This is a genomic window from Rapidithrix thailandica, from assembly GCF_039710355.1.
Classification (GTDB): Bacteria; Bacteroidota; Bacteroidia; order Cytophagales; family Flammeovirgaceae; genus Rapidithrix; species Rapidithrix thailandica.
The window spans coordinates 236,343-254,839 of record NZ_JBDKWZ010000003.1; the positions used below are offsets into that span (position 1 = coordinate 236,343).

Annotated in this window: 17 protein-coding genes; 4 read left to right on the top strand and 13 right to left on the bottom strand. The window is 41.4% G+C overall.

Annotation, left to right across the window (positions count from 1 at the left end):
- Positions 1-7: 7 nt before the first annotated feature.
- Both AAG747_RS06645 and AAG747_RS06650 read left to right on the top strand, forming a co-directional pair.
- A complete protein-coding gene (locus AAG747_RS06645) occupies positions 8-1,420 on the top strand; it encodes an MBOAT family O-acyltransferase (RefSeq protein WP_346820363.1) in 1,413 nt (470 codons plus the stop codon).
- 117 nt (positions 1,421-1,537) lie between these two features.
- Entirely contained in the window at positions 1,538-2,365 is an 828-nt protein-coding gene (locus AAG747_RS06650; RefSeq protein WP_346820364.1) for a hypothetical protein, read from the top strand.
- 66 nt (positions 2,366-2,431) lie between these two features.
- Here AAG747_RS06650 and AAG747_RS06655 read toward each other — a convergent pair whose 3' ends face one another.
- Positions 2,432-3,040 carry a hypothetical protein gene (locus AAG747_RS06655; protein WP_346820365.1) on the bottom strand — a complete coding sequence of 203 codons (609 nt, stop codon included), beginning with the start codon at positions 3,038-3,040 and terminating at the stop codon, positions 2,432-2,434.
- Positions 3,041-3,398: 358 nt separating this feature from the next.
- Here AAG747_RS06655 and AAG747_RS06660 point away from each other — a divergent pair, with 358 nt between their 5' ends.
- Entirely contained in the window at positions 3,399-4,664 is a 1,266-nt protein-coding gene (locus AAG747_RS06660) for a hypothetical protein (RefSeq protein WP_346820366.1), read from the top strand.
- An 87-nt stretch (positions 4,665-4,751) separates the two neighbouring features.
- Here AAG747_RS06660 and AAG747_RS06665 read toward each other — a convergent pair whose 3' ends face one another.
- The 12 genes from AAG747_RS06665 to AAG747_RS06720 form a co-directional block, all read right to left on the bottom strand.
- The gene (locus AAG747_RS06665; protein ID WP_346820367.1) at positions 4,752-5,327 is read right to left on the bottom strand and encodes a hypothetical protein; all 576 of its coding nucleotides are present in this window, start codon (positions 5,325-5,327) and stop codon (positions 4,752-4,754) included.
- A gap of 289 nt (positions 5,328-5,616) precedes the next feature.
- Complete coding sequence (locus AAG747_RS06670; protein WP_346820368.1) at positions 5,617-8,901, bottom strand: T9SS type A sorting domain-containing protein; 3,285 nt, start codon at positions 8,899-8,901, stop codon at positions 5,617-5,619.
- A 301-nt stretch (positions 8,902-9,202) separates the two neighbouring features.
- Positions 9,203-9,763: an AAA family ATPase gene (locus AAG747_RS06675; RefSeq protein ID WP_346820369.1), complete on the bottom strand. Its 561-nt coding sequence runs from the start codon at positions 9,761-9,763 to the stop codon at positions 9,203-9,205.
- Between the two features lie 78 nt (positions 9,764-9,841).
- The gene (locus AAG747_RS06680; protein WP_346820370.1) at positions 9,842-10,303 is read right to left on the bottom strand and encodes a GNAT family N-acetyltransferase; all 462 of its coding nucleotides are present in this window, start codon (positions 10,301-10,303) and stop codon (positions 9,842-9,844) included.
- Positions 10,304-10,314: 11 nt separating this feature from the next.
- Complete coding sequence (locus AAG747_RS06685; protein WP_346820371.1) at positions 10,315-11,037, bottom strand: hypothetical protein; 723 nt, start codon at positions 11,035-11,037, stop codon at positions 10,315-10,317.
- A 219-nt stretch (positions 11,038-11,256) separates the two neighbouring features.
- The gene (locus tag AAG747_RS06690; protein ID WP_346820372.1) at positions 11,257-12,192 is read right to left on the bottom strand and encodes a polysaccharide deacetylase family protein; all 936 of its coding nucleotides are present in this window, start codon (positions 12,190-12,192) and stop codon (positions 11,257-11,259) included.
- Between the two features lie 112 nt (positions 12,193-12,304).
- Positions 12,305-12,838, bottom strand: a complete 534-nt coding sequence (locus tag AAG747_RS06695) for a dihydrofolate reductase family protein (RefSeq protein ID WP_346820373.1) — start codon at positions 12,836-12,838, stop codon at positions 12,305-12,307.
- 243 nt (positions 12,839-13,081) lie between these two features.
- Positions 13,082-13,819, bottom strand: a complete 738-nt coding sequence (gene bla, locus AAG747_RS06700; RefSeq protein WP_346820374.1) for a subclass B1 metallo-beta-lactamase — start codon at positions 13,817-13,819, stop codon at positions 13,082-13,084.
- Between the two features lie 109 nt (positions 13,820-13,928).
- On the bottom strand, positions 13,929-14,273 hold the full coding sequence (locus tag AAG747_RS06705) for a 5-carboxymethyl-2-hydroxymuconate Delta-isomerase (RefSeq protein ID WP_346820375.1): 345 nt from the start codon (positions 14,271-14,273) through the stop codon (positions 13,929-13,931).
- 174 nt (positions 14,274-14,447) lie between these two features.
- Positions 14,448-15,188 carry an acyl-CoA desaturase gene (locus AAG747_RS06710; RefSeq protein WP_346820376.1) on the bottom strand — a complete coding sequence of 247 codons (741 nt, stop codon included), beginning with the start codon at positions 15,186-15,188 and terminating at the stop codon, positions 14,448-14,450.
- Positions 15,189-15,916: 728 nt separating this feature from the next.
- Positions 15,917-16,813 (bottom strand): DUF6268 family outer membrane beta-barrel protein, encoded by an 897-nt coding sequence (locus tag AAG747_RS06715; RefSeq protein ID WP_346820377.1) that lies wholly within the window; start codon positions 16,811-16,813, stop codon positions 15,917-15,919.
- 119 nt (positions 16,814-16,932) lie between these two features.
- Complete coding sequence (locus tag AAG747_RS06720; protein ID WP_346820378.1) at positions 16,933-17,793, bottom strand: DUF6597 domain-containing transcriptional factor; 861 nt, start codon at positions 17,791-17,793, stop codon at positions 16,933-16,935.
- A 208-nt stretch (positions 17,794-18,001) separates the two neighbouring features.
- Here AAG747_RS06720 and AAG747_RS06725 point away from each other — a divergent pair, with 208 nt between their 5' ends.
- The gene (locus tag AAG747_RS06725; RefSeq protein WP_346820379.1) at positions 18,002-18,361 is read left to right on the top strand and encodes a winged helix-turn-helix transcriptional regulator; all 360 of its coding nucleotides are present in this window, start codon (positions 18,002-18,004) and stop codon (positions 18,359-18,361) included.
- Positions 18,362-18,497: the final 136 nt, after the last annotated feature.

Here is an 18,497-nt window from a genome sequence, read left to right on the forward strand (position 1 = left end):
AGTAAAAATGCTGTTCAATAGTTTTGATTTTGCCAGATTGGTTCTGGTAACTTTCGCTTTGTATTACCTGCCTTTTATGGCCAAACGCCAGGTAATCATTTTAATCCTTTCAAGTTTGCTCTTCTACGCTTCCAGTCAACCGGTGCTGGTCATCCTACTCGTCTCATCTGCTACCGTCAATTGCCTTACCAGTTATTTTGTCGTACATGGAAAGGTACACTACCAAAAGGCATTTGCCATTGTTGGAGTGATGGCAAATTTGTTCATTCTGGCCTTTTTCAAATACAGTCCTTTAGTGGCCAACACTTTCTTTCAAAGCAGTGATTCAATCGGGCATTTTCTACTTTCGATTCCCTTACCGGTGGGGATTTCATTTTACACCTTTCAGGGCATCAGTCTGGTCATGGATGTATTCAAAGGAAAATATACTTCCCGTACGGATACGGTTGCTCACTCCTTTCTTAAACACTGTCGTAACACCTTGTTTTTCATCTCTTTCTTTCCTCAATTGGTGGCTGGCCCTATCGTAAAAGCCCATGAGTTTTTGCCCCAAATCACAAAGAAAAGCCTCCGGAATATTGATTGGGAGACTTGTTTTAAAAACCTGGTCATGGGCTATTTCCTCAAAATGGTCATTGCTGATAATTTAAAGGACTTTACTTTTTGGATCATGTACCCCTATTTTCAACAACTTTCTTCTTTAACATTATTGGTAATGCTCTTCGGCTATTCCATTCAAATCTTTGCGGATTTTGCCGGTTACTCCCTCATTGCCATCGGTATTGCCGGCCTGTTTGGCTATCAGTTGAAGATGAATTTTAACTTTCCGTATATCGCTACTTCTTTCTCCGAATTCTGGAAGCGCTGGCATATTTCACTCTCGTCTTTTCTAAAAGAATACCTCTACATTCCATTGGGAGGCAATCGCAAAGGCCCGTTTCAAACTTATCTCAACCTGTTGATCACAATGTTATTAGGTGGTTTATGGCATGGAGCCGCATGGAGCTATGCGGTTTGGGGTTGTTTTCATGGTTTGGCCTTAGCCATCGAGCGAATCCTTACAAGTTGGTTTACTCTACGTTCTTCCAAAGCGGTACAATTCTTTAAAGGAATACTGATATTTTGTTTAGTCACATGGGCTTGGCTGTTATTTAAGCTCCCTCAATTTGAACATGTCATGGCTTATATGCACACCATCCGGAGTAATTGGATGGTAGAAGATCATTACAAAATAATCACCTATTGTTTGCTCTATTCCCTGCCCGTCATTGCCTACCATATAGCATACCTGCTTAAAGAACATTCTCCACTGAAGTATCAGCAGATGATCCGGTTCGACTATTCTGTTTATGGCTTTTTACTATTTATGATTTTTACAAATAGTGGTACGACCGGTGCCTTTATTTATTTTCAATTTTAATTTCTTGATCTACCCAACTCCTCTCCAAGAACACATATTACTTACTTTTTAACTTAAATCATTATGATACGCAAAGCTTTGTTAACAAGCATGATCTCAATAACATTGTACACAACAATGATTGTCTTTATAAACCCTTGGTGGAACACAGCTCAAAACCAATGGCACCAAAATCTAATGAAAGCGCAAGAGTTTATTTACCGGGATACTCCGGTAAAACGGGTCATTCTGGGGTCTTCTCTTTCTGCCCTCTTGATCATGGATAGTCTGCCGGATACCAAAAACCTGGCTTTCAGCGGGCAAAGTATCTTTGATGGCTTGGAAATACTGACTCAAATGGAAAGGCCACCCAAAGAAGTATACATTGAAACAAATATGGTCATGCGAGGAAAAAATAAATATTTTGCGGAAGCCCTTTCATCCCCTTTTCCTTTCCCCATCAAAAAACACCTTCCTTCATTGCAAGAGAAAAACCAGCCCTTGGCCGTACTGGGAGGAGTAGTCACCTGGCAATGTACTTATAAGATTATCCATTTGTTTAAAACCCAAACAACCCAGCCCCTTACCCAACAACAAGTTGCATTAAAAGAGGCTACCTTGAGTTATTTTATTTCACAAAACTCACAACTTCCAAAACCTGAACAGATCACACGGGTGTTTACAACCTTGAAGCGACTGGTGCGGGAACTGGAAGCCAAAGGCATAACCATTTCTTTTTTTGAGATGCCTGTGCATCCTGAGTTATGTGACTTACCCTGCCCGAATGCTATACGGGAAGCGTTTTCAGCATATTTCCCTCCCTCAGAATACGCTTATATTCCATTGCCGGATTGCCAAGAGTACACCACAAGCGATGGCTATCACCTCATTCATGAGTCTTCCTTTCGATATGCACTATACCTCAAACAACATATACAAACAGCCAACTGGGCATATAAAGAATAATAAAAAGGCTCCCGGTAGTTAGGCTATCGGGAGCCTTTTTCAGAGATGTCTACGATCAATTCGAACTTACGATTTCACCGGATTGATATTCCCTTTTGTATCCAGAAGATATTCGGTAATTTCCACTTGTTTTTCTTCCATCCATAAAATATCCGTAACAGTAATTTTCTCTTTTCCAACCAGAGACTCTTTACGACTCCAACCTTCCGCAATTTCATCATAGGAAATAGTCAGATGATCTATCAATTGCTCCTGAGTATCGTAATTAATCAATTGGCTTTCCATTTCATGGTCGCCTTTAAACACTATCACCACAAGCGTTGTATACTCAACTGATAAATCCAACCTGTAAGACAAGACCGCTTTCAACGTAAACCCTTCTTTATCCATTTCAGGATAAATTTTGTGCAGCTGAAGCAGTCGCATCTGCTCTTTCGTCAAGTAGTCTTCTTTATTGAAATTGTCAAAGTTGGTCGAATCAGTGTAAGGAAGCTTTTGTGACGAAACGTTGCTTAACAATTGCTGAAAAGAAGTAGCTTGTGTTTCATTTTGACTTGATGGCTCAAGCTTCTCAGGGGAAGGCTCTGTTTGTTCACTGGCTTGTTTTGTGTTCTTTTCCGCTACTTGTGAACAAGCGGACCACAAGATGCAAAAACATAGTAAAAATCGTTTCATTATCATTCGTTATTTGATTACATATTTTAATACAAAGTCATACTATAGTATTTTTTATCCAGTTTCAGAAAACGGGCTCCCACACCCAAATTCTTGAAAGTCAATTTCACAGCCAAAAATATGTAATTCCCTACAGCTTCTTATATTTTTCATTGTTCACTGATGCTTTACCGTTAATTTCCAACTTCACCGGAAAAGGGGATAAACTTCCGGAAGATTGCTACTAGGTTTGTAAAACACGGATCACAACCACCTTTTTAACTATTCTGTTTATCAAATCATTCTGCATTTTTCTCAACAGATAAAGAGGATGTTCAGATACACTTTTCAAATAGATTAAAGTAAAAAAATGACTGAAATGGATACAGCACTTCAACAGGAATGGTATAGCAAAGGGCAAGTCTATGCCCAAGCCGTCAATGAAATGGTGGCCTATACCGATAAGCACGGTTGGGACAGTTGGAAAGGAGAAGAGCCCAAAGATAAACGGAGTCATTTGGCAGAAGCGGTACTCAATAGTCTCAAGGCAGCCAATGCCCAAGGGCAGGTTGCACGATTTCGCGAGCAGTTTCCTCCGGCTCATTTGCCTTTTGTTCAAATGCTCGATCAACAGGGTCAATCCATTCAGAATATTCACTTTTCCGATAACGAACGCCTTGTCTTTACGGTAGGTAGTTCTTATCAGGAACAACCTACCTATATATTGGATGGCCAGACATTACGTCCTCTGAAAGAGGCTCGTTGTGTAGGTAAATCTTTAGAAAATGATGTGTTCGCACTGAACATGCGTTCCAGAAAAATCCTTTTGACCCAAGGCCAGGAAGGCCAGGTCCTGCATATATTCGATCTGCCGCACCCGAACATCACCGTAACCGATTTGTTACCCTTTCCCGATGGGAAGGCCGTATTACTGGTAAGTAGCGGGGGAATCTATTACCTTTCGGAAGAAAGGACCCAACTAATGATGCCCGGCCCGGAAGAACTGGAGGAATACTTCTACGATGAGACGGAAGGCGACTCTCTGCATATTTTGGATATGGAACATGCCGCTATTTCTCCCTCCGGAAACTTCTTTTGCCTGGGACATCAGTCATCTGACCACCTGGTGTACAACCGGCAACTTGAATTGATTGCCGAACTCCCACCGGAATCCAGTTATCCGCACTTTGCTTTGTTTGCAAAGGATGAAAGCCAACTGATTATGAATGCCTGTCATTTTTACAATGGGGCCACTTATGGGGTTTCCACCAAAGACCTGCCGGATTTTCGAACTGCCGAATGGCCTTCCGAAGAAGAACGATTCCAAACCATAGACGAAGCGTGTAGGGTATATGCCGGTGTGGCTACCAAAGATTATTATATCCTGGGAGATGCCTATGGCTATATCCGGGCTTTTGACAAGAAAGGGAATAACCTATGGCGGTATTTTTTAGGTTCTACTATTTCCGGAATGGCCCTCTCTCCTGATGAAAACACCTTGGCGGTAGGCACCTATGCCGGCATCCTTCATAAGCTCAAACTCAACAAAGGCCACCGCGACACACATACCATTGGTAATGGCAAGCACTATGAAGAATTCCGCTTGTTAATGTGGAAGGAAGAAAACCAAGCCTTATTTTGGTAAGAAAAGTCCCGGTAGACATATCACTACCGGGACTTTTTACAAATTTTCAGAAGCGTCAAAAGACACTTATACTCGTTGATTCTACAATCAATCGGGAAGGTTATAATACTCCTTTACCGCTTCGTAGTCAGAAAGGTCTACCTCTTCGATTCTTCCCGAACTCGGAATTTCCCCGGGAATAATCACATACCTGTAACTATTCCCGGGACCGATAGTACCCGGGTCATTGGTATCATCCTCATTATAAAAAGCCAATACAATTTGGTTTAATTTCAGGTAGTGGATCAAGCTTTGAGCTTTTATCAAGGTGATGGCCTGAGTAATCGGAAGTGGTTGAATATTATTGGAAGTCCCTCCGAATTTTACATATACACTTACGACTCCTACATTCAGGATATCCTCACTAATACTATCTTCGTCAATTTCATAGATCCTCCTGTTTTGCCCGAAGAAATCAGTGGGATCACTCCATTTTTGTGCATCAAAGTTGATCCAGTCGGAATAGATTACATTAGCGGTTCCCCTTTCCCCTTGGTCTCCCTGATCGCCTTGGGCCCCTTGATCACCCGGAGGACCTTGAGGCCCAACATCTCCCTCTTTGGTGCAAGATACGATACATCCAATCATCAGAAAACAAACCCAAAATTTTAAATACGGCTTCATAAATTACAAAGAACTCATAGTAAAAATAGTGTAGTTGTTCCTTCCAAATAAGTAGCGCATATCCATAACATGATAAGAAATTTCTCAAGCAAAAGCAACTCTTATTTTGCTTCAAAAATGCTGATTACCAACACTTTTACAAAAAAACTATACTACATTTTTATGACAACAACCCTGAGAAACAGGCATAGCTGTCATAAAACTCAAGTTGAGTTTTATGACAGCTATGTGTAAGGGGGTATAAACGAATTGACTTTACAGCAATTTTTTTACAGGTTATTTCAACAACCTATTCCACTAAAAACTTCTTTACTTGCACCTCTTCTTCCACTTGGAAAGAAGCAACGAACAAGCCTTTGCCAAAACGGCTCAAATCAAAACTTTCGACTGTATTTTCATGATATTCTTTTGAAAAAACCACCTGACCGGTACTGTTATAAATGGTGAGAATTCCGGCACTTGCCCCTTGTAGAGGAAGTGTAATATTCACCTGCCCCCTTGAGGGATTGGGGTAAATACTTAGTTGCCCGGCATCAACACCATCCGGCTTTCTCAAGAGTGCTTCCCGTGAACTTCCTTTTCTGTCACTTTTATTGATGACTTTAAAAGAACTTGTCAGCGATTCGCCGGCTTCCCCCCTTGCCCAGTTCTCCGAATAAGGAGTAGCGGTAAGTGTATAGTCTCCTTTTAGTAAAATACCTCCCCACCAAAACAATTCGTATGGGGTTGAACTACAGATATTTTTCCATATTACCTTGCCATTTCGTTGCAATTCAAAGTATACGCTTCCTATTTCTTCGTTGTCAGTCATCACCTGAATATTGAACCAGGAAGTACGTTGTTCGGATTTATATTTCCTCCGGTTAATTTCCATGCCCTCCTTAATTTCCATCACATGTTCGCCTTTCCAAGGGTTTGTCATCATAAAACCTGCAATACCCATTGGCTCTGGCATCAGGTGCAAATTCAGTGAAACAGGAAAATGATCGGAAGTGGTATTGGCATAGTCTCCGTCAAAAAACTCGTAATGCACGATTTCGGAGCTTGTCAGGTAATTATCAAACAATTCATCTGAAAGGGTAATATGGTCAATCATATTTTCACGGAATGCATAAGAGCGATAGCCGGCCTCACTCAAAGTGGCTGTTTTGATGGCATAATTGACCGTATCGTTAACAAATACTTCGTAGGAGGTCAGTGTGGTAGGGACATCGGCCACGGTTTCGTCCACATCGTCATTATAATCGCCCAGCATCACGATATTTTCCTCCGCAAAGTAAGTATCCAGGCTGTCTTTCAAAACCTCCACATCGTATTTCCGCATGGCATACCTTCCGGCCGCGTCGCTGCTGCTGTTGGCCCGGGCATGCAAATTGACAAAATGAAAGCGCTCTGAAATTCCGTTAAGTTGCACATCTGCCACCAACATAAAAGGCAAACGCCCACTGGCATAAAAACGGGAAGGATCTGCCGGATAGCCCGTCAAAGCGCTGGCATCCCCACCATTGTACAAGGGATGGATGGAAGCCAACAAGGCCTTACTGGCCACCGGATTGATTATGCTTTTTTTGTACAAAAAGGCCAGTTTTTGAGAATCACCAGGCACATTAGGCGGGTAAGACACATGGGTCACATTCACAATCAATTCGTAAGCGGGAAGCTCATCGGCCAATTGTTGTAATAAATTTTCATCGGCAATTTCCTGAAAAGCATACAAGTCGGCATCAATGGCTTCGATAACGGCTTTTACTTTCTCCTTTTGCAAATTTTCAGGGGATGGACCATTACTTAAATTCCCAAACCACTCCACATTCCAGGTCACAATATCCAGCGTGGAATCGGAAGACACCGAGCCCGAAGGTGGCACAAAATCGGTAGCACAAGGTAAATCAGCAGCAAAACGCGGGAGAAGTTGAGGAGCCCCCTGAAAACTACCAATCACTCCGGTGACTTCACAAACATCAGGTTGTACCTTTCCGACAAGACTGTTCACTTCCGCATCCAAACGGAGCTGGCCGCTTCCGGATGTATCCGACACATTGTAATTGGAATTGCCAAATAACAACTGCCCGGAGGATGGAAATTCCACGCCTGTCAAGTGTACCAATTGTCCTTCGTAGTCTGCCAACTGGCTCAATGAAATCTCAACCGGTGCAGGTAAGGAAGCTGTCCCAATGTACACTACTTCGCTGACACTTCCCAATTGCTTTTGCTGTTGAAATTCCGTCCGCTTTGCTGTGATCTTAATCTCGTCACCCAGTTGGAAAACCCCATTTCCATGCACCGCCAAGTCAAAAACAGGAATTCCCCCGGTAGAATCTTGCAAGTATGCAGGTCCTCCGAATTGATCTGTAACTGTCAGTACTCCCTGTACGGTCACCGTTTCTCCGTTCGGCAAAGCTCTGGCTGTAGCAATACTGACCACACCCGGGGTAACGGCTCCCTCCTCATTGGGCATACCCGGAGTAGGGATAGCCACTGTATAAGACACAGTATTACGCAAACCTCCGGACCCGTTTGGTATTCTTTGCAAAGAGTGTTGGTCTTTATCGCCTTTTTGGTTTTCGTTTAACTGCAATTCACCGTTATTCAGTAAAGCTAATAAACCGGTGTCATCCGCATCATCCGTGTCGTACACCACCGCATCCAGTAAGCTATCCAACGTTACAGCCGTGCCATTGGGGAAGTCCGAAGCATTGCCGGCATACAAGGCCGCAGCATCCGCTCCGTTTTGAAGGCCATTGCTTGTAAAAACCGTCAGATCCACATTGGATACGTTGCTACTTCCGATCACAAAATAACCGGTAGCATTAGTGGTATAGCCATTCAGATCAATCGCTTGATAACTCACATCTCCATTGCCATTGTACAACACCATTACCAAACCGTCCAGCGAAGTATTTCCCACTCCTCCATCGAACAACTCGATAAACTCCCGGTCGTCCGTACCGGGGTTGTCCGCATCGATTTCGTTGATCATGACTACCGCTTGAACCGTACCCAGAGTTTGATGGGTATTTTGATGGGCGAAGGTATTTGCCAAAGCTACTTCCCAGGTAAAGTCTTCGTAAAAACTACCATTTCCGGCCAATTGCAAAGAATAACCCACAGGAGTAGACGAGGCTTCCGAAACTCCAATATCCGTACTTGTCATTCCGTCTGCCGGGCCCCCGACAGCCGTAAACGAACCTTCATAACTTAAAAACTGCAGCACTTGCCCCAATTGATTGACCAAAGCAATGCCATCGGGACTACCGTTCTGCAAGCCGTTTACCGGATAATTTTCCACAACAAACCCCACTCCATTTCCGGCATCCGGAATACTCCCGGACAAGGTGCGTGTGTTGTACTCAGCTCCGCCACTACCATTGTACAACACAATTTGCCAGCCACTCAAGTCAATCCCTGCCGGACCGGCCAATTCAATGGCTTCCCCACTATCCGTACTGGTGTTGTCATAATGAATTTCGTTGATAAAGACGGAAGTTTGTGCATAGGCAGTTAGCTTCATCCCACAGAAAAACAGCACTAACAAAGGCCAAAACCTTTGAAAGAATAAAAGATTCGGTTTCATAAGCATTTCGAGGTTAGTTTAGTAATTAAATTTTTGAAAATCAATATATAAACTGAACAGAATACCTAAATATACCTATCTTTATCAAAGTATTAAATTTTGATGAAAAAGGCCAGCAATGGAGGCCATAGAGGTGATCAGTACTCAACAATTCCCCATGAAGAAGGGCCGTCCCGGAGAAGTCAATATGATTTGTTGATAAAAAAGAGAAGGAAGCTATCTGAAGCGCTTAAAATCAAGGCTAACGACTTAGTACATGTGCAGCTATTAATATAATACCATTCCGAAAGGAGCACCCCTATCAAGAAATATGTTTTAAAATAAACTCGACCCGCTCCTCAACACTACTTTTGGGCACTTCAATCACGTTGTAACCGTAATATTCGTACGTTTCTACCATCATTTCATACGTAGCAACTGCTTCTTCCCAGGATTGTTTTCTTTCGGTGTCTGTTTGATAAATTGCTTTCCAAGGAGGCAACAGAAACACTTTAAAATTATAGCGAAACTTCCGGGCATAATGTTCCATCTCTTTGGTAACCTCAGCTTCTATTAATTTTGCATAACACAGAGTATCGAGGATTCCCCGGTCAAAGAAAATGGGACTGGTGTCTGTTTTTACGGTTTCTTGATAACTTTCCACTGAGCGTTCTAACATCAGCTGCATATACAACCTTTTATTCCCCCAAGGCAACGCATCCCCCTTACTACTCATTTGTTCTTTGATAATTTCACGGGCAACCTCAGGCACACAGCAAAACCCTTTTCTATTCAATTCATCCAGTAAAGTGGTTTTGCCAACACCGGGCCCTCCGGTAATGACAAAGAAATTCTCATTCAGGTATTTTTCTAAAAAACGCATGATAAAATATATGATTTATGGATTACTTTTCTACACTTTATGAAATACCCTGGCCGGGCAATGCGGAATGCTTACGCATCAAGAGGGAAAATGCATTTTCATACCTTCATGAGAGGCTTTAAACCCTAGTTTTTCATAAAAGCGAATGGCTTCCGGCCGTTGTTTATCCGTTGTTAGTTGAAGGACATGAGCCTTACGGATCTTAGCTCGCTCAATCGCCCATTCCAACATCTTCTGCCCGATTCCTTGCCCCCGGATGTCTTCCCTGATCCGAACCGCTTCTAATTGGGCTCTGATACCTCCCTGATACGTCAAGTATTGTATAAAAGTCAGTTGCAAAGTACCCATGATTTCGGAGGCTTGTTCGTCTTCCACCACCATCAATTCCTGATTAGGATCTGATACGATGTTCTCAAACGCTTGATAATATTCTTTTGGCAGCGGCTCTTGAAAACGCTCTCTTGTCTTCCCCAACACATCATTTGCCAACAGTTTCACAATGGCTGGAACGTCCTCTTTGCTGGCGATTCTAAACCTCATAAAACGTTTATCTATTTGGTATTGTCCTCAATAAATACAATCCGGGAATCAACCGTATCCCAATTCACTTTTTCGCTTACTAGTGTAGCTACTAAGGAATCCCGGTGGATGCGCAATGCCTCATAATGTGAATTTTCATAAAGCAAGTTGTACGCAGACTGATGCATTTTCATCGCTTTGAAAAACGCAAAATGCGCATTCGCTTTTTCAACAGTCATATTTTCGAAATCCCCCCAAATGCCAATCAACTTTTCCAAGGTAGCGTTTACATATTCTTCCCGGATTTCCAGGGTTTGCCCATTCATCATCGCCTGGACTTCTCCCAACACCAGATTGACTGTAGAATCATTTTTCTCTTGCTTCCTACGTTCCCAAAACTCCCGGTAATATTTTGTGGCTTCCTGATGCTCAGCATAGGTGAGGAGTAAAGAGTCAATCTTGGTTTTAAGAGGCGTATTGAAATATAAATCGCCATAGATAAAAGGCGTTTCCTCCAAGATTTCTTCTGTTAAATATTTCTGGTAGAAAGACTTTTTGAGGGTTTCGTGTACGGTCAATATATTCTCCGGATTTCGAATCCATTGGTTATCCCGCACCTGAAATGAGCATAGACCGGTATAAGGAAGTTGATGTTCAATATACTGTTCTATGTTTTTTTGTTCTGTTGTTTGCTTTTGAGAATTGCACGAGAGTAAACTCCCTACAATTAGCAAGCTTAATAGTAAAAGTCTCATTGTAAATCGTAATCTATACCGGAGGTTATCCGATGCTTTCATCTCCCCTTTAAGGGTAAAGGTTAATTTGGATTTTCTTAATTCCTTCCAAAAGTACTCAAATCCTTAGATTTAGCCCTGCAATCATCCCTTATTTGTCTTTTTCTTATCAACCCATCATGTCCCCCTTTTCCCAAAGTCGATCATAGACTCTTACTCATCCCTTCCGGCAAACCCTACTTATTCTCCGGCTGTACTAAGTTCCTGATATGTTTTATAATATTCCTCTACCGAAGGTTCTGAGCGCATGAGGCGGCTTCTTTCTTTTGAGTCAGTCATCCAACGGTACACCCAGGAAACACCCCATTTTTTATAGTATACGTCCGGACTTTCATACACTTTATCTTCCAGGGCTTCCTCCAAACTGATAAAAGAATAGTTCTTTTGTTGAAGTTTATCCACCAAAGTAGCCAGATAATCGGCATTCAGCGTATTGTCATGGCAAAGGTAAATCTGCTTGATCTGTCTTCCGTAAAGCTTCAGGCTCAGGGAATCAAAAAAGTCGAAAAGGGCCAGTGTCTTATCAATGTAGGCCTTCCCTATAGCTTTAGCCTCTTCAGTTTTTCCTTTCTCCAGATACTGTTCATACAGATAGTTAAACATCCAATCGGAACTCTCCACGGTAAAGGGGGTAATTTGGTAATCTTTAGCCTTTAAGAACTGCTCAATTTTCGCATGTTGAAGAGAGTCTTCACCCAAATCGTTAAATGGAAAGCGGAAATACTTCAAGCGCTTACGGTATTTCAGAGCAAGTTTATCAAGCATTTTCTCTCCTTTTTCCACATCTTCCATAAATGCGTGAAAGCCTACTTGGGAATACCGGGAATGCCGGTAAGTATGATTTCCCAAGGTGATATACTTCCGTTTGGCCCATTGCTTCAGAAGTACAAGGTTCTTTTTCGTAGAAGTATTTTTATAAAGCAAGCCTTCATTGATAAAAATAGCAACGGGTAGATCCAAAGAGTCCAATTGCTCCAACAAGCGGGATTTGAAACCATCCTTTTCATACTGATGAGTATTTGGCACATCGTCAATGGTAATAGCAACCTGCGACTGCCCCATCAGCTCCGGTAAGAGTCCGCAGAAAAGAAATATATACAGGAGTGTTATTTTCATTCTTTATTCATTGTTTTAGTATAAAAAGCATGTTTAAAATTCGTTGCGGGAACCGCCCATAACACAACTTAAACATGCTCTCATGGCAAACTCCGGTGGTCCGGGTAAGAGGTCAATACTTCACTTCATAGGTAATGATCTGCAAGCCATGGTCGTACTGTTCCTGGTTTTTCAAGATCAATTGATACACCTTTTGGGTATCCGCAAATAACTTTATACCGCTTCCTTGAATAAAAGGATTGAGCTTTATTTTTAAAGTATCAATCATTTCATTTTCTAACAGCCAACCGGCAAACACTCCTCCTCCGCACAAATATATATCCGAACCGGATTCTTCCTTAAGCGAGCGAACGGTGGCAATATCCGGAATACAAACAGTTACTTTATCAGAGGGTTTTTCCAGTTGCAGACTTTCTGAAAAAATATAATGCCTCATATGGGGATAAGCAGGCTGACCGGGTTTTAAACCGTACTGATAGCCAAACTCATAGGTGTTTCTTCCCATAATTACCGTATCAAACTCCTTCAAGTCATTCAGATACTTTTCCACTCCACTACCCTCTTGTCTGAATCCACTGATATCATCATCAGGTCCTGAAATATACCCATCAACAGAACAAGCAACATAATAAACAATCTTTCTCATGCTCATAGAATTCAGGTAAAAAAATAGCCTTTAGTCTGTTTGTATTCGAAATTATCGGAATCCGTTAGTTCTCCAAAGAAATGTTTATTTTTCTTGACAATTCATTGGGCAATCCGTTGGATTTACCCTCCCCCCTCCGTATCCAATCCGTAGAATAACGCAAGGGTTTTAGGTACGTTTACACCAAAACTCTTGATAAAACGGTTCCGGGACTTCATCCATAAGCAGCCATGTAAATCTTCTTTATTGAAACAGTTTAATGGTATAATCAAACAACTCCGGACCGCCAACCTCTCCATGCCCCGGTACTACATATTGTATCTCAGGATATGCCTCTTTTACTTTTTGAACCGTAACCGGCCAATCTGCTGTGTTGGCATCGTTCAGATTACCTTTGCCGGCATTCATTTCTTTGATCAGACATCCGCCAAACAACACCTGTTCTCCGGGTACATAAGTCACCACATTATCTTTGGTATGTCCTTCTCCAAAAAACGTATTCACTATTTTTTTACTCCCTACCATTATCTCAAGGACTCCGTCAAAGCCCTTTTGAGGAATGGGATTCCCTTCTTGTCCGGCAAAAGTAATGGTTGGGTTATTTGCATACGATTCAATATTCCGTTCATGGAAAGCATTTAACCCTCCTAAACAATCATCGTGAAAGTGTGTGGCCACCACCGCTTTGATTTTACAATCCAACTCCTTTTCCACCCATTCGATCAATTCCACCGAAACCGAATCGGTAGAAGGGGTATCGAAAATCACCGCTTCCCCTTGGTCTTTCACAATCAATCCATTACAAGGAAAGTTACCGTAACCGGGAATGGCCAGATACGTAGTGTGCACAAATACATTTTCGCTTAAAGGTTTGATGATCAAAGAGTCTGATGGGTAATTTTTGTTTTCCTCTTTTTTTTCTGCGGTACAAGCCACCCAAAATAAGCATACTGCCAGGAATAGTAGTGTTGTTGTTTTCATTTGAATAGTTGAAAATAGTGGTTATGGTTACAAATCGAACCGAAGCTAGTATAACGTTTCAGTCTAAATGTTGCATTGCCTACCTTAACCGGATCAAACAAGGTAGCACTTACACCATGGATTTATTACAATAACCGGCTTTTTCAAAATCCCGGATGTTCATGGAAATAATCGGAACACCGGGAAACATGGTTTTTAGCCGTGAAACGATTTTATGGGAAAGATCGCTTTTCTGTTCCGAATTCCGGCCTTCCATAATATTGGCAAAGACATGGATGAAATCGTCTTTGGTATTTCCCACGGTAAAGTATTTATAGGGGTTAAGCCTGACTTTAATATCTCCTTTGGCAAAAAGTCCGGTAGCTTCGGCAGTAGCGTATACCGCCTGAATGATTTCTTCGGGTTGTTTCAGTTCAAGGATATTTTCCGAACAATCCATGACAAAATGTGGCATATGATTAAGGTTTTTGATTAATTGGTAAACCAAAGTTAATCATCTCTGAAACAATATTTTTTATTCAACTGGCAAATATTTTAGAAGACTTTCCAGTCATCCTCTAGCAACAAAAGCCCCCAATAGATGCAAATACAACTATTGGGGGCTTTTGTTGTCAAATCGTGATATTCATCAGACTGTCGGAGCCAACGTTTTCAACCGGATGATCCCTAATTTATCCAACAGTTTCATCATATAATACCCCGGATCAATTTCAAACCATTTGGCAGAGTTGTTCGGATTGTTAGGGTAACGGTGATGGTTGTTGTGATAGGCCTCACCCCAAAAAATCAAATCTATCGGAAGTATGTTTTTAGAAGTATTGTTAACCCGGAAGTTCACATAGCCAAATTTGTGAGCCCACCAGTTGACAGCCGCACCTTGCAAAGAAGCCATGGCACAGGTAATGGGTAAGAATAAAAACATCCACCAAGCCGTGGCGAAATGTATATAAATGCTTGTATAGATGCCGATCCACATCACACGGACAATCCAATTATGGGTTATTTTTTCAAAGGACTTCCAATCCGGCAAGTTTTTCTTGAACTTTTCGTCCACTTCGGTTTTACCGGAATAGATGTTAAAATAATTGTTCCGGGTGGACCAAAGCATCCCCAAAATACTGGGCGTATTTTTAGGAGAGTGCGGATCGCTTTCCGTATCGGTGTGTGCATGGTGCAAGCGATGCATGATTCCATAAGCAGAAGCGCTCATATACGAGGAACCTTGGGTGAAAAAACAACCGAGGTAAAATAACTTTTCCATGGTCCGGGACATGGTGAACAAACCGTGTGCGGCATAACGGTGGTGGAAAACCGATTGAAAAAATAATGAGGCATACCAATGTATGACAAAAAAGGCTACTAATTCCATAAATTTTACTTTTTTAAAAATGAGGTTACGACTTCAAAAGCAACACCCGGTGCAGAACGGGCCCAGTTTCATTCTAGGCCTCCGCAAAAGGAATGGAAAGAAACCTATCAGGGGAATACCACAAGTGAATGTTGGTCTTACGGTATGCTATTGTTCTAAAGGATCACCTTGTTATAAGAACTCCGTTTAAATGATCATTCTAATTCAACATCAAGCCAAGCCAGTAAAAAAAATCTGAAAGTTCCTTACAAGCCCGGAAACCCACGTCTTGGTTTCCGGTTGACCTTTGAACATGTTTAAGTTTTTCATCAAACATGTATTGAAAGCCTTAAAGGTAACCATAATAATGCATACGGCAATTTGTTCACTTCAATTATGACAAAATAAAATTTGCAAACGGGTAAAAAACAAGAGTTCTTCCGTTTTTTCATGTGTGAAAAACGGCTCCGCAAAAGAGTTCATAATCACTTATTTTCAAACAGTTAAATGCCAAATATGATGAACTTCCTTCGGTTTTGTATTGGACGCCAATGTCCAACTACAAAGTTGGCTTAGTGTCAAAATCGTGTACCAGTTTGTGACTCAGAAGCTCTAATTTCTTGATATTTGACAAACGGTGGGAGCGTATTTCTCTTATTGAGATTGTATACAATGTTAAAAGTAATATTTCAAAGTGTCGAGCTATTTTTCATTAAGGATTTAAGAATCAGACAGCACTTCTTCTGTACTTACATTCTCTTATGAACCGGAGGCTTACTTCGCAGAAACTTGTATCGGACTTCCAATTTCAAATACAGGTTATTGCGCATATCAAAATCGAGTAATTCGTTATCATCAATTTCATAGTTGAGAATGTCCAGTTCATTGACAAGAGAATATCCCCCTTCTACCGATAAGCTTATATGTTTTCCCATCTTATGGATATAGGCCATCCCACCTAGTAAGGCAATATGTGACAAACGACTCTTCGTATCACCCAAGCTAGAAAGTACCGAACGGCTCACATTCCCATAAAACCAATCCAACTTTGCAAAAGGCTGTAGGGTATTTCGCTCATTCAGGTTATAGGCCAAATTAAAACTGGGAGCACCAAGTCGAAAGGACCACTTTTTATTGACAATCCGTTGAAAGTTAAGCACACCTACCGGAAAGCCTAACTGACTGTCGTAAACCAAACCGAAGTTAAAAAAAGAGTTTTTGTGTTTATTACTCAATGTAAACACCACAATTCCTATAATGCTAAAATCCCTGATTTTCAATTCATCATCAAGGTTTGAAGAAAACATAGGTTCTGTCAAGGCTAAAAACCTCAAGTTTTTTCCCAAAGCTCTTGTATACCCCAACTTTACAGAAGCAGAGTGGAAATTTTCAAGGGAGGAGAAAGAGTAAGGTGATTTATAGCGGTCAAAATCAAATTTTGAAAACATATAACTACCACCCACGATTACCGCAGCCCCTTTATCACTCACTCGTAGAGATTTTTGCAAAGAGATTTGTGACTTAAAGATATCTACTTTTGCATTCTCCGGAAACATCGTATTGGAAACCTGGAACCCGTCTTCAAATTGCGCATAGCCTATATGACAAGACGTTAAGATTAATAAAACAAGGAGTTGCTTTTTCATGATTTTGCCTTTTATCAATTTTTTTGGCAAACATAGGCGCTTCACCTTGTTATTAATTGTACAATTTCGACACCCCTGGCAGACAGCTGTCGGAAGGCAGGATGTTAACTGGAAAATCCTTACAGAACTTGCATTTCTCTTCCCCTTTCCTTGCTTGAGACTGGTATTTTGAACTCGGTATTCAGGCAAATGGCATACTGCTTTTGGACAAACTCCCTGGGGGTATGGGTGGTTACTTGTTTAAATTCGCGGATAAAATGAGACTGATCATAATACCCACACGTATAAGCTACCTCGGTTAAGGTAGAAGACTGAGAGGAATATATCGAATGAATGGCATTATTGATTCGTTTTATTTTGATCAGTTCGGACGGACGCACCCCAATCGCTTTTTTAAATTTTCGCTCTATAGTCTTATAGGTAGTTCCAAACAAGTCCCCTAACTGACTCACCCGTAATGAAGTATCTTGAAACAACAAATCTGAACAGTCTTTTACAAAATGGTCTTCTTGAGAGGATGCTCTCAGTTTTTTTAGTAAATACCGCTCAATCAATGCCACTCTTTCCAAATTATCAGATGCTTCATACATCCGTTCTTCTAATTCACCGTATTCTTTTCCCAGAAATTCGTCCGGTTTGGAATATGTATTGGTAAGCAGATTCATCGGGACCTGGAAAAAAGGATAAATTCCTCCTAACTTAAACCGGACACAAAACAAATTCAGGTAACAGGGCAGAGTCATTTGAGGGGAATATTTTCTAATACCGGAAATATAAGAACCTGTAATAACTTCCTTCCGGCTATCCAGCGTTTCCGTGATACCATCGCCAAAATTGAAAGCCAATTCAATAACTCCATCGGGAATAAGAACAAAGGATTCCCCCCTTCCGGAAATTGATTGGTCATAGATGCTGCCCGCCCAATAGCAATCGACATATTCGGAAAGTAGTTTGCCGGGCTTATATTTCTGGTAATTCATTCTTTCTTGCGTTAATGTTCCTCCAGGTCATGTAAGCCCCGGAAACTTTTATGTTAAGAGGCTTTACCGGCTAATATACCCGAATTCTACGTTTCGACACGCATACAACAGGTAAATTCCTTCACTTCAACTACTGCCGGCTCCGGGAATTTTTTACCTGTTTCAAAAATCTATTATCTTTAATCCTGCAACCAAACCCTTATACACTATGCATGAAAGAAAGATCCCTATCGATTTGGAATGCGGTATCAACGTTTTCACTTTAGCATTGGGAGGTAAATGGAAATTCTGTATCATTGATTGCATTCACCGAGGTATCCAACGCCCCAATGAAATTCATAAAAGTATTGCCGTAGCTACTCCCCGCGTCATCAACATGCAACTCAAAGAATTGCTTGACCATGGGATTATAGATAAAAAGGTCTATCAGGGCTTGCCTCTCAAAGTAGAATACAAGCTCACTGAGTTGGGCGAAAGCTTGCTTCCCATCATAGATGCCATGGGCCAATGGGGCGATGAACACCGGGACACGATCTTAGTAGAAGAAGCGTATGTTCAACAATCATAAACCCGGCAACCCTGACTTACCGGGTAAAAAACCGTTGAATTTACTTTTTTAATAACTTTTTTATCTGGCTTGTCACGCTTTGAGCTGTTGAAGTGTCAGTGAGCTAATGATTCATTTTCTCACTGCAATCTAAATT